Here is a 15,157-nt window from a genome sequence, read left to right on the forward strand (position 1 = left end):
ACGGTCCCCGGCGACAATCGTGCCTCTGGCGCAACGGATCGGCGGCGATCGGGCCGACGGCGATGATCCGTTGCGTCCCGGCGGCTCTGCCGGTAGCGTCGGCCCGTGAGTGCCCCGCCCGATCTGGACTCCGTCGACCACGATCTGCTCGGCCTGCTGCAGCGCAACTCCCGCCGCACCCTCGCGCAGCTCGGGGAGGAGGTCGGCCTGTCGGCGGCCGCCACGAAGCGGCGGGTGGACCGCCTCGAGCGGCTCGGGGTGATCACGGGCTACACCGTGCGGATCGACCACGAGAAGCTCGGCTGGACGCTCGAGGCGTTCACCGAGCTGAGCGTGATGGGCCACTCGCGGATGGCCGAGATCGAGGCGGCGGCGCGCGACCTGCCCGAGGTCCTGCGGATCTTCACGACGGCCGGCGACCCGGACGCGCTGGTGCACCTGCGCGTCCGGGACATGGCGCACCTGCGTCACGCCGTCGACCAGCTCCGCAGCTCCGGGCAGGTGACGGGGACGAAGACGCTGATGGTGCTCAGCGTGTGGGAGCCGCCGGAGCGGCCGACCCGACCGGCGCCGTAGTCCGCACGCCGATCAGCGCGTCGATGCGGTGGGTGAGGAGCGCCAGCCGGGACGGCTCGCCGTCGACGGTCAGCAGCACGCGGCCGCCCTCCTCGTCCGCGTCGAAGCGCAGGGCGACGATCGGGCAGCGGCGGGCACGGCACAGCACGAGCACGCGCTCGAGGGCCATCGGGTCGGTCGGGACGAGCGTGAGCTCGAGGTGGTGATGCACTGGGGCTCCTCGGTGCCCCGCTCCGGACGACCAGGCGGCATGCGCTGCGACTGCACCACCAGCCGTCCCCGCGGGGACGACGGGCCTGCGCAGACGCGCAGGCTCAGGTGGTAATCGACAGGACGACGGCAGCACCGAACCGCCCGCGGATGCGGGCGGAGGACGGGTGCGTCGTCCGGAGGTGCGCCATCCCGAGGGACCCTAACGGACGGCGCGCCCCCGGCCGGGGGGTTCGTCCCCGGCCCGCTAGCCGCGCGCCTCGATCACGGCGATCTCCGTGGCGACCGGGTCGTTGTCGAGGAACGGGTCCAGCGGCTCCTGCTTCGGCTGGGAGCGCAGCGCGCGCGACAGCGTCTTCGGGGCCGCGGCGACCGGGTCCGCGGGGAAGACGGTGTGGTGCTCAGGATGCGCGGCCTGGTAGTCGATCATCGCCTGCACGAGGCGCGGCTCGCTGAAGCGCGGGCCCCAGAACTGCACGCAGATCGGCAGCCCCACCTTCGACGTCCGGCCGACGGGGAAGTTGACCATCGGCCACGAGATGTTGTTCGCGATCTGGTTGTTGCGGCGCAGCGGCAGGCCGTTGCCGGAGTTGGCCGGATCGCGCTTGCCGACCTCGGCGCCGATCGACATGACGAGCATGAAGTCGACGCCCGCCTCGTCCAGGGAGCGCTGGTAGTTCTCGATGAACAGGCGCCGGCGGCGCTCGCCCTCGCGGCGCGCGGCGTTCGTCACCCCGCCGACGAGGTTCGCCTGGGCCTCGAGCGTGACCGGGACGGGCCAGGGCTGGCCGACCGGAGGCGCGGGCGGGTTGCCGGCACGCCGCCCGTACTGCGTGGTGAGGGCCGCCCGCACCTCGGCGCTCTGCGTCGCGGCGAACGCGGCGACGGCCTCGATGTAGCTGATCTCGCAGCGGTTGGCGTACGTGACGGCCAGCTGCGGCGTGATGGTGGCGCCGTCGACGGTCTCCAGGACCTTGGGGTTCTGGTAGTACGGGTTGTCGCCGTCGAGGTAGTCCTTCTCCGGCGTGCCGAAGCTCGCGATGTCGCAGCCGCGGAACTCCTTCACCGTCGCGCCGAGCGCCTCGAGCTCGCCGCGCACGCGGTCGAACGCCGCCTTGTGGTCCGCGTCGTAGGTGGACTGCGGGGCGACGCCCGCGCCGGCGCCCGTGCCGTACATCCAGTCCGTCTGCGGGATGCCGATCGTCAGGCCCTTCAGCGGCTTGCCGCCTTCGCGTGCCGTCATCGGCAGGACCGGGAACGGCGTCGGGGCCGCCAGCGTCTGCGGGTCGCCCGAGGGGTCGGGTCCGATGATCGCGTTCATCAGCAGCGAGGCGTCGCGGCCCGAGCGGGCGATCGGACCGAGCACGTCGTAGGTAGCCGACAGCGGCATCACGCCGGCCATCGACCCGAGCCCGAGGGAGGGCTTGATCGCCGACGCGCCGTTGATCGCGGCGGGCCAGATGATCGATCCGCCGGTCTCCTCGCCGATCGCGGCGGCCGCGAGGCGGTTGATCGGCGCCGCGCCGGAGCCCTGACTCGAGCCGCCCGGGATGTAGTCCTTGTTCCACGCGTTGCCCGCGAAGTTGCCGGCGATCGCGCCGGAGAACGCGGAGCAGATCGTGTGGCCGAGGAAGACGACCCCCTGGTCGCGCAGGCGGGCGACGGCGGTCGCGTCCTCCTCCGCGATGTTGTTCGCGTAGGCCGGGCTGCCGTTGCCGGCCGTGCGGCCCTCCACGCCGACGGAGTCCTTGATGCCGATGGGGATGCCGCAGAGGTACGGGGCGGGGTCGCCGCCGCGGCGGGCGATCTCGAGCCGCGTGTCGGCGGCCGCGGCCTGCGCGAGCGCGCCGGCGGTGTCGACGCGCACGAACGTGTTGTAGCCGCCGTTGTCGCCGTAGACCTCGAACGGCCCGTTGAACGCCGCGATCCGGTCGAGGTAGGCCTGCGTCAGCTGTACCGACGTGATCTCGCCGGCCTGCAGGAGCGACGCGAGCTCGACGATCTCGTGGTCGACGAGCGGCTTCTCCAGCGCCTTGACGCTGGCGGCGCTGGGCAGGCCCGGTGCGGCCTGCGCGCGGACGGCGGCGGCCCTCGGGGTCTTCGTCGCGGCCCGCGCGGGGGCGGCCGTCAGGGTCGTGGCGACGACCGCGCCCGCAGCGGCGGCGGCGCCGGTGCGGCCGAGGAACGCGCGGCGTGAGTGGCCCGTCTCCGGGGTGTCGGGCTGCTCCGGGGCGAGGTCGGTGAACGTGAGGAGGTCTGCGTCGTGCATGGAAGGTGCTCCGTGAAGGGGTGCCGCGGCCGCCGGACGGCGGCCGCGGGAGAGGGCGGCGGGGGCGGGCGGACCTCGGGCGAGGCCGCCGGCTCCGCGCTACTTCGTCTTCGAGGCCTTCGCGGCCGGGGCGATGGTCACCGTGCGGCGTGCGGTGACCTTCCGGCCGTCGCGGTAGCGCGTGGTGATCACGAGGCTCGAGCGCACCCGCGACGAGCGGGTGATGACGCGGCGCCCCGTGGCGGTCGGCTGCAGCCGCACGGTCGTCGTGCCGGCCTTCAGCGGCAGGGTGCGCTGCGTGGTCAGGCGGCGCCGGGCCGTCGTCGCGCGCCGCGTGGAGAGCCGCTTCCTCATGGTCGCCTCGAGGTGCAGCGTCACGCGGGCCGACTCGTTCAGCGTGACGCGGACGCGGATGCCGCGCGCCCGGAAGTTCACCGGGTTCAGGCGGCCCGGCGCGCGCACCTTCGCGGGGGTCGCCGGCCGCACGACGCCGGGGGCGGGGGCCGGAGCGGGGGCGGGCAGGCCGGCGCCTGCTCCGGCCCCGGCACCCGCGCCGCCGCCGGCGCCGACGTCACCCGGGGCCGGGGGCGCCGGCACGTCGACCGGGTTGGTGACGACGGGGTCGGGGTCGCTCGCGCGCTGCTTGAGGTCGTCGGGGTCGTAGGGCAGCACGTACGTGCTCTGCTTCGGCGTCCACGGCACGGCGAGCGAGGTCTCGAAGACCTCGCCGGCGTCGACGGGCAGCAGGCCGATCGAGTGCGGGGCGGTCCAGGCGATGGTGAGGATGCTCATGAGTCGTCTCCGGGTCTCTCGGGTCAGCGGCCGGCGGCGCGCATGGCCTCTTCGTAGACGAGCGGGTCGTTGCTGAGGAGGGGGTCGACCCGCTCGTCCACGTCGGTCTTGCGCGAACCGCGGCTCGGGTTGGACGAGAGCGGCTGGTCCGGCGGGACGGCCTGGTGCCACCGGGGGAACCGCGCCTGGTAGTCGAGCGCGGCCTGGACGATCTGCGCGGTGCTGTCGCGCGGCCCGAGGAACTGGACCGAGATCGGCATGGTCGGGCTGCTCTCGGTGTAGCCCACGGGGAACGAGAGCATCGGCCACCCCAGCGCGTTAGGGCCCTGGAAGAAGCTGCGGTAGACCGGCAAGGTGTTGCGCAGCGTGATCTTCGCCCCGAAGTTCATGACGAGCATGAAGTCCACCCCGTCCGTGTCGAGCGCGGCCTGGTAGTTCGCGGCGAGCTGGCGGCGGCGACGCTCGCCCTCGCGGCGGGCACGGCTGCTGATGCCGCCGTTGAACGCCGCCGCGTTCGCGAACGAGTTCGTGCCGCTGCTCGTCCGCCCGTAGTTGCTCAACAGCCGCGTCGCCTGCTCGTAGGGCACCGACTTGGCGAAGTCGGCGATCGCCTCGACGTAGCGGCTGTCGGAGCGGTTCGAGCTGACGACCGCAGTCGACGGGGTGATGTTCGAGCCGTCGACGGTCTCGAGCACCGTCGCACCGGTGGACGGGTTGTACGGGTTCTCCGTCGGCTGGCGCATGTCGAGCCCGCGGAAGTCCTTGACCGTCGCGCCCATCGCCTCGAGCTCCGCGCGCACGCGGTTGAAGACGGCGAGGTTCTCCGGGGAGTACTGCGTCTGCGGCGAGGCCGTGGTCGAGGTGGTCATCCAATCCGTCTGCGGGACCCCGATGACGAGCCCGGCCAGCGGCTTCGAGCCACCCCGCGGCGCGAGCGGCAGCGCCTCGGGGACGGGCAGGGAGAGCGTCTGCGGATCGCCGTCCGGGTCCGGGCCCATCATCGCGTTCAGGACCACGGCGGAGTCCTGGATGGACTTCGCGATCGGGCCGATGACGTCGACGCCGGGGCTCAGCGGCATCACGCCGGCGACGGACGCCGTGCCGAGCGCGGGCTTGATGCCCGAGGCCCCGTTCGCGGCGGTCGGCATGATGATCGAGCCGCCGGTCTCCTCGCCGATCGCGGCGGCCGCCAGGCGGGCCACCGGCGCGACGCCGGAGCCCTGGCTGGACCCGCCGGGCACGTAGCGCTTGTCCCACGCGTTGCCGGCGAAGTTGCCGGCGATCGAGCTCGAGAAGGACGAGCAGACGGTGTGGCCGAGGAACACCACGCCCTGGGCGCGCAGCCGTGCCATCGCCGGCGGGTCCTCGTTGCCGACGTTGCCGAGGAACGCCGTGGTGCCGTTCTGGGCGGGGCGGCCCTTCAGCCCGATGGAGTCCTTCACGCCGATCGGGATGCCGCAGAGGAACGGGGCGGCCGGGCCGCCGTTGCGGGCCGCCTTCAACCGCTCGTCGGCGGCCTTGGCGCCGGCGAGCGCGTCGGCGCGGTCCACGCGGACGAACGCGCCGAGGCCGCCGTTCTCCCCGTAGGTCTCGAACGGGCCGTTGAACGCGTCGATGCGGTCGAGGTACTGCTGGGTCAGCTCGACCGACGTCAGCTCGCCGGCCTGCAGCAGCGCCGCGAGCTCGAGGATCTCGAGGTCGACGACGCGCACCTTCTCCAGGCGGACCTTGACCGCGGCGACGCTCGGCAGGCCGGACGGCGCCTCGGCCGCGCCGGCCGTCGCGGCGACGGTCCCGCTCGTGGCCAGGACGGCGCCGGCGACCCCGATCAGCGCGCCCTTCCCGACGAACGAGCGCCGGCTGAGGCCTGAGCGCTCGACGGTGGCCGGGGCGTCGGGAGCGTCGTGCAGGACGACGTCGACCGCGTCCGCGGTCGCGGATGAATCTCGCATGGAGAGGACCTCGTGGCAGGAGGGAGGTGCCTGCGGAGCGTGGACTCCGCGGGCACCGGAGTGCACGGATCAACCTAGGAGCCGGGGCGCCGTCCGCTCCTGTCCCCGTGGCGAAATCCGGGCCCCGGAGATTCCCCGGACGGGCAGCCGGAATCGGGGTGTTGACCCTAGGCGCCATCCGCCGGCCGCCGGGACCGCCGGTGTACGGCCTAGCTGGCCATACGACCGTCCCGCGCGAAGTGGGGCGGGGTGTCTCGGCCCTCCGGGTGCCCGTCCGCCGTCGGCGTCCGCCACCTCCGGACGCGCCGGCGCCTGTCCCTCCGGCTGGGTCGCCCTGACCGGGGCGGCAGGGTCTACCGCACCGCCGTAGCCAGCCGGTCCCGCAGCGCCGCGGCGCAGCCCGCGTCGTCGCCGTAGACCGTCCAGGTGCCCAGGGTGCCGGCGCGCACCGCGCCCGCCGGCGGACGGGGCAGGCCCGCCCCGCGGTCGGCGCGGTCGAGGATGAATCCGCGCGCGACCCGCTCGGAGGAGGGGATGAGGGTCACCTGCGGACGGGCGCCGGGCTCCAGGGCGTTCACGGTCGGCTCGGCCCCGGTCGTCCCACGCTCGCGGCCCAGCCACAGCAGCACCTGGGGCACCGCGCGGTGGTTCGGCAGGGCGACGTCGGGGCGCTGCCTGGCGTAGGTCGCGGCGGCGGCGTTCGCGGATCCGGGCCCGCCGGGACCGTCGACGTCCGCGAACTCCGTGATGCGGCGCCGGCCGCACGCATCGGCCAGCGCGGGCCGCACCACGTCGCCCGTCACCGTGCGCAGGTCGTCGATCACCCGTTCCTGCAGCGCCAGGGCGTTCTGCAGGCGGTCGAGGCGGTCGACCTGACTCGGCGTGAAGACCACGAAGGCCACAAGGGCGAGGGCGGCGAAGGCCTGCCACGGTCGGCGGCGGCGGTCGCCCGCGGGCAGCAGCCGCCAGCCCAGGAGGCCCGCGGCGGCGAAGACGATGAGCAACGTGGCGGGGAAGACGAGGTACCGCGTGAGCAGGGGCAGCCCCGCGGCGGCGAGCACGAAGAACGCGACGGCGGCGGCGATCCCGGCCCCGACGCCGAGGAGCGCCCGGCGGCGCAGCAGCCAGAGCGAGAGCACGGCCCCGCCGACGGCGGCGAGCAGCACCGGCTCGCGGACGATCTCGCCCAGCCGGCGCGGCATGACGGTCACGGCCGATCCGACGCCGGTCACGCGGTCGAGGTCGGCGGCGTTCTGCTGCGTGCCGGTCAGCGCCTGGAGCGGGTCGCCCGCCAGGACCAGGCCCTCGAGCAGCCAGCCGACGGGGGCCACGAGGGACAGGGCGACCAGCGGCACGAGGCCGCGCCACCCCACGCGTGCGAGCGAGAGACGCCGGGCTGGGCGCGGAGCGGTGGCGGCCGCCCCCCGGCCGGTCGCCTGCGCCACCACGAGGTACCCCACGTACGCGGCGGCCAGCAGCCACGCCTCGGGCCGCAGCAGGCCGGCGAGCGTGATCCACGCCATCGTGCGCCAGCCGTTGCGGGGGCGGCGGGTCTCGGCGAGCAGCGCCAGCAGCAGGAAGACGGCGTAGGGCAGGTCGAGGTAGGAGCGCAGGCCGTAGGAGAGGACGGGCTCGCGCGTGAGGACGAGGATCGCGGCGACGACGCCCGCCGCGGTGCCGAACCAGGCGGCGCCGAGGCGGAACGTCACGACGCCGAGCGCGCCGAGCCAGAACAGCGCGAAGACCACGACGGCGGACTCCGCCCCGCGGCCGACCGCGCCGGCACCCGTGCCGCCGGCGTCGCTCAGCGGCACGAGCAGGGCCGAGAAGAGGTCGCTCAGCGGGTGCGGGGTGGGGGAGAAGAGGCGCGTCAGGTCCGGGCGGTCGCCGCCGGCCACGACCTCGCGTGCCCAGTTCAAGGACCACGCGCTGTCGTAGTTGACGAACGAGGTGCGGCCCGAGGCGAGCCAGAGGACCAGCCCGATCACGCACGAGGCCACCAGGTGGGCGGCGACGGAGGCGGCGCTGGGCCACGGGCGGTCGGCCGTGGGCCGTGGAGAGTCGGCCGTGCGCCGTGAGCCGTCCATGCGCGGGCGACGGTATCGCTAGCCTCCGCGCCGTGAAGCCCGACGCCGTGCAGCTCCGCGTCCTCGGTGCCCTGCTCGAGAAGCAGCGCACCACCCCGGACGCCTACCCGCTGACGCTGAACGCCCTGCGCGCGGCGTGCAACCAGACGACGAACCGCGACCCCGTCGTCGCGTACGACGAGGCCCAGATCCGCGCCGCGCTCGAGGAGCTGGCGCGGCGCCGGTTCACGCGCTCCGCCGGCGGCACGCGCGCGGCGAAGTACCGCCACCTGCTCAACGACACGCTGGGGCTCTCGCCGGAGGAGCAAGCCGTCCTCGCCGTCCTGCTGCTGCGCGGCCCGCAGACGCCGGCCGAGCTGCGGGCCCGCACGGAGCGCCTGCACCGGTTCGAGAGCGGCGACGCCGTCGAGACCGTCATCGACCGGCTCGTCACCCGGCAGCTCGCCGTCCGGCTCGAGCGCCGCCCGGGCCAGAAGGAGGGGCGCGTCCAGCAGATCCTGGGCGGCGAGGAGCTCCAGACCCCGCAGGCCGCCACGACGGGCACCACCGACATCGATCGGGCGACGACCGTGCCCGCCGGTGCGGTGGACGGCGCGGCGCCGAACGGGCTCGACGCCCAGGCGCTGGCCGGCCGCGTCGGCCAGCTCGAGGGCGACGTCGAGGCGCTCCGCGAGGAGCTGGCGGCCGTGCGCGACGAGCTCGCCGGGTTGCGCTCCGAGCTCGGGGCCTGAGCCCCGGCTCGGCCGAGACCGGTCGCCGCCGCGGGCCGCGCCGACCCTGCGCCGCGCAGCCGCCGAGCCGGGCGGTCCGTCCGTAGACTCGGAGGTGGTGTCCGCCCCCTCGCTCTACCGTCGCCACCGACCCCGCTCCTTCGACGACGTCGTCGGCCAGGAGCACGTCGTCCGCACGCTCCGCAACGCGATCGACCAGGACAAGGTCCATCACGCGTACCTCTTCGTGGGCTCGCGCGGGACGGGCAAGACGTCGATGGCGAAGATCCTCGCCGCGTGCCTGAACTGCCAGGGCGATCCGAACGCCGCGGCGTCCGAGCGCCACGTCGGCCCCACGACGCAGCCGTGCGGCCGCTGCGAGTCCTGCCGTTCCATCGCCGAAGCGACGTCGATCGACGTCGTCGAGATGGACGCCGCGTCGAACAACTCCGTCGACGACATCCGCGACCTGCGCGACTCAGTCGCCTTCGCCCCGGTCGGCGGCCGGCACAAGGTCTACATCCTCGACGAGGCGCACATGCTCTCGTCCCAGGCCTGGAACGCGTTCCTCAAGACCCTCGAGGAGCCGCCGCCGCGGACGATCTTCGTGCTCGCGACGACGGAGGCCAACAAGGTCCTCCCGACCGTCGTCGACCGCTGCCACCGCTTCGACTTCCACCGCCCGACGCCGGACCAGCTCGCCCGCGTGCTCGGCCGCGTCGCGGACCAGGAGTCGATCACCGTCGGCCCCGAGGCCGTCAACCTCATCGCCCGCCACGCGACCGGCTCGTTCCGCGACGCGCTCGGCACCCTCGAGCAGCTCGTCACCTACGCGGGCGACCACATCGCCAACGAGGACGTCCTCAACGTCCTGGGCGTGGCCGACGCCGAGCTGCTGTTCCGCGCGATGGACGCCGTCGGGGCCGGGGACGCCGCCGCCGCGCTCGGCGTCGCCTCCGACCTGGCCGCCCAGGGTCGGGACCTCAAGCAGGTCATCAAGGACCTCGAGGCCCACGCCCGGGCCCTGCTGCTCGTCCTGATGACGGGCGACCTCCCCGCCGAGCTGCGCATCAGCCCCGACCGCGATGGGCGCACGGTCGAGCAGGCCCGCACCCTCACGGGCGCGGCGATCATCCGCGTCATCGACCTCGTCGCCGTGGCCCTGGCGGCCGTGAGCGACGGCGCCGACGACCGCACCCAGCTCGAGCTCCTCCTCGTCCGCGCCGCCCTGCCGCAGATCGACCCGCAGGCCAAGGCCCTGGCGGCCCGGATCGCGCGGCTCGAGCAGGCGCTGGCGGGCGGGGCGCCGGCCGCGGCGGCTACCGGAACGTCGACCGCGCCGGCTCCGGCCCACGCGGCTCCGGCGGCCGCGCCCGCCCCCGAGGCAGCCGCGACGCCCGCGGCGCCCGCGCCTCGAGCGGCCTCCGCGCCGTCGCACGACCAGGGTGCCGGGGCGTCCGAGACGGTGAAGCCGACCTTTGCCCGCTCTGAGCGGGCAAAGGTCGGTCTCGACGCTCAGGGCCCGGCTTCTGCCCCCGACCAGGCTGCCGCTCAGGGCCCGGCCTCCGCCCCCGACCACGCTGCCGACCAGGACCAGGCTTCCGCCCAGGACCCGGGTTCGGCCGAAAACCGCGCCTCCGACCCGGTCCCGGCCCGTCCCGAGGCGCCGGCCCACGACCGGGCTCCGGTCCCCGGGCCCACCGACCACGAGGTGCACGTGCCGGCCGGTGAGGCCCGGGACGGGGCTCCGGGAGCGGCCGCCCCCGTTCAGGGTCCGCAGTCCGAGGCCCCCACCGCCCCCGCCACGCACGACCGCGGTTCGGCGTCCTCGGAGGCGGGCGGACGGGATTCCGCCTCGGATCCCGCGCGGTCCGCCCAGGCGTCCCCCGACTTCTCGTCGCCCGCCCCGCCGGCGCCGGTGCCGCAACCGCCCGCGGCCGCCCCGACGCCACAAGAGCCCCAGCCGCCCGCGGCCGCCCCGCAGGCCCCCGCGCCCCCGCCCGCCGCGACCCCCGTCGGCATCGGTCCGACCGACGTGGACGAGCTGCTGCCCACCATCGCCGACCAGATGCCGGGCAATGCCGTCCGGGCCGCGCTCGGCCAGGCGCAGACCGTGAGCGTCTCGGGAATCGACCTCGTCCTCGGCCTGCCGGCCGGCAAGGCGTCGGCCGCGCGCCTCCTCAACCGTGAGGACTCCAAGGACGCGATCGCCGCGGCGCTCGAGGAGTTGCTCGGCGTCCGCTACGTCGTCCGTGCCGAGGAGCGCGCCGGGATGGCCGCGCCCGAGGAGCCGGTCCTGCCCGAGGACGAGGTCGTCCGCCGCGTCCTGGCCGAGTTCGAGGCCGAGGAGGTCGGCGACGGCGCGTCCGGCGTCGCGTCCCCCGGCGTCGAGGCCGGAGAGCCGTCCGAACCCGCACCCACCAGCACCAACGGAGAATCCTGATGCGTCAGCCGAACATGCAGCAGATGATGAAGCAGGTCCAGAAGATGCAGGCGGACATGGCCGCCGCGCAGGAGGCCCTGAAGACCGAGGAGCTCGACGTCACCGCCGGCGGCGGCATGGTCACCGTGAAGATCACGGGCGGCCTCGAGGTCAAGGGCATCACGATCGACCCCGACGCGATCGACCCGGAGGACGCGGAGCTCCTGCAGGACACCGTCACGGCGGCCGTCAACCAGGCGATCCGCGAGGCGCAGGAGCTGGCGGAGAAGCGCCTCGGCGGCCTGACCGGCGGCATGGACCTCGGCGCCCTGGGCCTCGGCGGCCTCGGGGTCTAGCCCCTTGCAGCCGGCGCCCATCGAACGGCTCGCGGCCGCGTTCGCGCGGCTGCCGGGCGTCGGCCCCCGCACCGCGCAGCGGCTGACGTACTACGTGCTCTCCCGTCCGGACGACGAGGCGCGCGCGCTTGCGGCTGCGCTCGTGGAGGTCAAGGAGAAGATCGGCGAGTGCCGGATCTGCTTCAACCTCGCGGAGGGCGACCGCTGCGTCATCTGCCAGGACGCGCGCCGCGACCCGACGCTGCTCTGCGTCGTCGAGGGGCCGGCCGACATCCTGCCGATCGAGCGCACCCACGAGTACCGGGGGCGCTACCACGTGCTCGGCGGCTCGCTCTCGCCCGTCGACGGCGTCGGCCCGCGCGACCTGCACCTCGCGGAGCTCTATCGCCGGGTGACCCAGGGCGACCCCGACCTGGGCGAGCCGGGCGCCCCGCCGACGGGGCCGCTCGTGCCGACGTCGGACTTCGGCGGCGACGACGCGTGGCCGACCGCGCAGGCCGACGGCCCAGCGAGCGCCGGCGGCGACGACTCCGACTTCGGCCCGACCGGCGACGGCCAGCGCCATCGCAGCCCCGTGCAGGAGGTCGTGGTGGCCACGAACCCCACGACCTCGGGCGAGGCCACCGCACTGCACATCGGCGCGGAGCTGCGCGAGGTCGCCCCGCACGTGACGGTCTCGCGGCTCGCGTCCGGCCTGCCCGTCGGCGCGGACCTGGAGCACGCCGACGAGGTCACGCTCGGCCGCGCGTTCGCCGGCCGCCGCACGATCTGAGCCCGGCCACGGCGGGCGACGGGCCGCGCCCGCGCACGCCGTCCACCCCGAACCTTCGGACCCGTAGGCTGGCCGGGTGCTGCTGCGTCCCAAGCTCCCGGCCGTCCGCCTGCCGCGCCCACCGGCGCTGCCGGACCCGCTCCGGCGCATACGCGTCCCGAGGGACCTCGAGCCCCTGACCACGCGCGCTCCCCACGAGGTCCCCGCGGCCGAGGGCGGGATGACCGCGGAGGGCGTCGAGCGCATCTGGGCAGCGACGGAGCGGCTCTACCGCCACGGGGTGCACCCCGCGATCGGGCTGACGGTCCGGCGCGAGGGCGCCGTCGTCCTCGACCGCACGATCGGCTGGGCGCGCGGCGTCGGCCCGGGACCCGCGGGGCTGCAGGCGGACGCCGAGCTGGCCACGCCCGAGACGCCCTTCTGCATCTTCAGCGCGTCGAAGGCGGTCACGGCCACGGTGATCCATCTGCTCGACGAGCGGGGCCTGCTGCACGTCGGCGACCGCGTGGGGGAGTACGTCCCCGAGTTCGCGGGCCCCGGCAAGCGCCGGATCACGATTGACCACGTCCTCTCGCACCGCGCCGGCATCCCGAACCTCCCGGGCGAGGCGATCGACCTCGACCGGCTGGGGGACCACGCGTTCGTGATGGGGCACCTGAACGAGGCGCTGGTGCGCACGCGGCCGGGCAGCCGGCTCTCGTACCACGCGGTCTCGGGCGGGTTCGTGCTCTCCGAGATCGTGCGCCGGGTGACGGGTCGGGAGCTGCGTGACGTGCTGCGGGACGAGATCCTCGACCCGCTCGGGTTCCGCTGGATGTCCTACGGGGTGGCGCCGGAGGACGTCGGGCTCGTCGGCGTCTCGCACGCGACGGGGCCGGTGCCGCTGCCGCCGCTGTCCAACGTGCTGCAGCGCGCGTTCGGCATGCCGTTCGACGAGGTCACGCGGATCTCGAACGACCCGCGGTTCCTCACGGGCGAGGTCCCGTCGGCGAACGTGGTGGCCACGCCGAACGAGCTCTCGCGGTTCTTCGAGCTGCTGCGCCTGGGCGGCACGCTCGACGGCACGACGGTCCTGCGGCCGCGCACGATCCGGCGGGCGATCGTCGAGCGCTCCGTCCACGAGGTCGACCTCACGCTCGGCGCGCCGCTGCGCCACGCCTCGGGCTACATGCTCGGGGCCCAGGCCCTCGGGCTGTTCGGGCCCGACACGGAGAGCGCGTTCGGGCACCTCGGGTTCACGAACGTCCTGGGCTGGGCCGACCCCCGGCGGGCGCTGTCGGTAGCCCTGATCACGAGCGGCAAGCCGGCGCTGGCCCCGCACCTGCCCGACGTCTGGAACCTCACGCGACGCATCGGGCTCGAGGCCCCGAAGGTCGCCGACCCGGTGCTGTTCCGGGGGTGAGGGGCGGCCCGCGGGGCCGGGCGCGCGGGGGCTGGACCGGCGAGGACGGGGCAGGACACGTGCCGCCGCATCCTGGCCGCGGGTCCGCACGCTGCGCTCGCCGCCGGGCCCGGTGTGCGCCACGCCACGTGCCGCCCCGTCGGCCCGTAGGATCCGCCGGGCGCATGAGCCACCTCATCGACACCGGATCCGGCAGCGACACCGTCGTCATGAAGTTCGGCGGCACGTCCGTCGCCGACGCCGAGCGCATCAAGCGCGCGGCGCGGCGGATCGTGAAGAAGCGCGAGGCCGGCCAGCGCGTCGTCGTCGTGCTCTCCGCCCGCGGCAAGGAGACCGACCGGCTGATCGCCGACGCGCTCGAGATCTCGGAGCGCCCCGCCCCGCGCGAGATGGACATGCTCCTCTCCACCGGCGAGCGCGTCTCCTGCGCGCTGGCGGCGATGGCGATCAACGACCTCGGCCACCAGGCGATCTCGCTCACGGGCTCGCAGGCGGGGATCGTCACCGACACGTCGCACACGAAGGCGCGCATCCTCGACGTCCGCGCCGACCGCATTCTCGAGGCGCTGGACCAGGACCGCATCGTCCTCGTCGCCGGCTTCCAGGGCGTGTCGACGGCGAAGGACGTCACGACGCTCGGCCGCGGCGGCTCCGACACCACCGCCGTCGCCCTGGCCGCCGCGGTCGGCGCCGACGTCTGCGAGATCTACACCGACGTGCCCGGCGTCTTCAGCGCCGACCCGCGCGTGGAGCCGCGCGCGAAGAAGCTCGACGTCGTCTCCTTCGAGGAGATGCTCGAGATGTCGTCGTCCGGCGCCGGGGTGCTGCAGCTGCGCTCCGTCGAGTACGCGCGCACCCACGGCGTGCGGATCCACTGCCGCTCGAGCTTCGAGGACTCCGACGGCACGTGGGTCGTATCCGAGGCCGAGGCCGCCCAGGCGCTGCAGGCGCTCAACGAGAACAGCGAGGGACAGTCCGTGGAGAACCCGCTCATCACCGCCGTCACGCACTCGACGGTCGAGGCGCGCATCACGCTCTCCGGCGTTCCGGACACCCCCGGTGCCGCCGGCACGATCGCGACCGCGCTGGCCGACGCCGGCGTGAACGTCGACATGATCATCCAGAACGAGCCGCCCAAGGGCGACGCCGCCCACCCCGGTGCGGACATGTCGTTCACGGTGCCGCGCGAGGACCTGCTCGCCGCCCAGGACGCCCTGAAGCCCGTCATCGCCGACCTCGGCATCACGGCGCTGCGCACGGAGGCCGAGATGGGCAAGGTCTCCATCGTCGGTGCCGGCATGAAGACGCACCCGGGCGTCGCCGCCAAGGTCTTCACCGTCCTGGGCGAGCACGAGATCAACATCGAGATGATCTCCACCTCGCCCATCAAGATCTCGTGCGTCGTCCCCGGCGCGCAGGTCCCGGAGGCCGTCCGCGCCCTCCACGCCGCCTTCGGCCTCTCGGGCGAGGACACCATCCGCCCCGAGCAGCCCTTCGGGCAGTTCTCGTAGCTGCGCGCTCCGCCCCCGAGAAGCTCGGGGTGGGGCCCGCACGCCTCTGCGGGTGCCCCGAGCCTCGCCGGGGTCCGACGCGCTCCGCCCCCGAGAAG

General features: G+C 74.8%; 12 protein-coding genes. 7 read left to right on the plus strand and 5 right to left on the minus strand.

The window, feature by feature from the left end:
* Positions 1–105: 105 nt before the first annotated feature.
* Complete coding sequence (locus F593_RS0119325; RefSeq protein ID WP_022930393.1) at positions 106–576, plus strand: Lrp/AsnC family transcriptional regulator; 471 nt, start codon at positions 106–108, stop codon at positions 574–576.
* On the opposite strand, the gene F593_RS0119330 is transcribed toward F593_RS0119325, so the two are convergent.
* From F593_RS0119330 to F593_RS0119355, 5 genes are all read right to left on the minus strand, one after another.
* Entirely contained in the window at positions 530–787 is a 258-nt protein-coding gene (locus F593_RS0119330) for a hypothetical protein (RefSeq protein WP_022930394.1), read from the minus strand. The genes F593_RS0119325 and F593_RS0119330 overlap by 47 nt on opposite strands.
* A 246-nt stretch (positions 788–1,033) precedes the next feature.
* Positions 1,034–3,055: an amidase gene (locus F593_RS26820; RefSeq protein WP_022930395.1), complete on the minus strand. Its 2,022-nt coding sequence runs from the start codon at positions 3,053–3,055 to the stop codon at positions 1,034–1,036.
* Between the two features lie 99 nt (positions 3,056–3,154).
* Complete coding sequence (locus tag F593_RS30115) at positions 3,155–3,847, minus strand: hypothetical protein (protein WP_022930396.1); 693 nt, start codon at positions 3,845–3,847, stop codon at positions 3,155–3,157.
* 23 nt (positions 3,848–3,870) lie between these two features.
* The gene (locus F593_RS26825) at positions 3,871–5,799 is read right to left on the minus strand and encodes an amidase (protein ID WP_022930397.1); all 1,929 of its coding nucleotides are present in this window, start codon (positions 5,797–5,799) and stop codon (positions 3,871–3,873) included.
* Positions 5,800–6,152: 353 nt separating this feature from the next.
* A complete protein-coding gene (locus tag F593_RS0119355; RefSeq protein WP_022930398.1) occupies positions 6,153–7,886 on the minus strand; it encodes a hypothetical protein in 1,734 nt (577 codons plus the stop codon).
* 32 nt (positions 7,887–7,918) lie between these two features.
* Between F593_RS0119355 and F593_RS0119360 the strand changes: the two genes are divergently transcribed.
* From F593_RS0119360 to F593_RS0119385, 6 genes are all read left to right on the plus strand, one after another.
* Complete coding sequence (locus F593_RS0119360) at positions 7,919–8,617, plus strand: YceH family protein (RefSeq protein WP_022930399.1); 699 nt, start codon at positions 7,919–7,921, stop codon at positions 8,615–8,617.
* Between the two features lie 97 nt (positions 8,618–8,714).
* On the plus strand, positions 8,715–11,039 hold the full coding sequence (dnaX, locus tag F593_RS28870) for a DNA polymerase III subunit gamma/tau (protein ID WP_022930400.1): 2,325 nt from the start codon (positions 8,715–8,717) through the stop codon (positions 11,037–11,039).
* On the plus strand, positions 11,039–11,374 hold the full coding sequence (locus F593_RS0119370) for a YbaB/EbfC family nucleoid-associated protein (protein ID WP_022930401.1): 336 nt from the start codon (positions 11,039–11,041) through the stop codon (positions 11,372–11,374). Before dnaX ends, F593_RS0119370 begins: the two co-directional genes overlap by 1 nt.
* Positions 11,375–11,378: 4 nt before the next feature.
* Positions 11,379–12,146, plus strand: a complete 768-nt coding sequence (locus F593_RS30980; protein WP_022930402.1) for a recombination mediator RecR — start codon at positions 11,379–11,381, stop codon at positions 12,144–12,146.
* Between the two features lie 76 nt (positions 12,147–12,222).
* Entirely contained in the window at positions 12,223–13,548 is a 1,326-nt protein-coding gene (locus F593_RS26835; protein WP_022930403.1) for a serine hydrolase domain-containing protein, read from the plus strand.
* A gap of 164 nt (positions 13,549–13,712) precedes the next feature.
* The gene (locus tag F593_RS0119385) at positions 13,713–15,059 is read left to right on the plus strand and encodes an aspartate kinase (protein WP_022930404.1); all 1,347 of its coding nucleotides are present in this window, start codon (positions 13,713–13,715) and stop codon (positions 15,057–15,059) included.
* The last annotated feature ends 98 nt before the right edge of the window (positions 15,060–15,157 follow it).

It is taken from the genome of Patulibacter americanus DSM 16676, from assembly GCF_000420025.1.
GTDB lineage: Bacteria > Actinomycetota > Thermoleophilia > Solirubrobacterales > Solirubrobacteraceae > Patulibacter > Patulibacter americanus.

Coding starts and splice junctions, on each gene's coding strand:
- F593_RS26820 (WP_022930395.1), bottom strand. CDS start 3,055: ATGCACGACGCAGACCTCCTCACGTTCACCGACCTCGCCCCGGAGCAG.
- F593_RS30115 (WP_022930396.1), bottom strand. CDS start 3,847: ATGAGCATCCTCACCATCGCCTGGACCGCCCCGCACTCGATCGGCCTG.
- F593_RS26825 (WP_022930397.1), bottom strand. CDS start 5,799: ATGCGAGATTCATCCGCGACCGCGGACGCGGTCGACGTCGTCCTGCAC.
- F593_RS0119355 (WP_022930398.1), bottom strand. CDS start 7,886: ATGGACGGCTCACGGCGCACGGCCGACTCTCCACGGCCCACGGCCGAC.
- F593_RS0119370 (WP_022930401.1), top strand. CDS start 11,039: ATGCGTCAGCCGAACATGCAGCAGATGATGAAGCAGGTCCAGAAGATG.
- F593_RS0119385 (WP_022930404.1), top strand. CDS start 13,713: ATGAGCCACCTCATCGACACCGGATCCGGCAGCGACACCGTCGTCATG.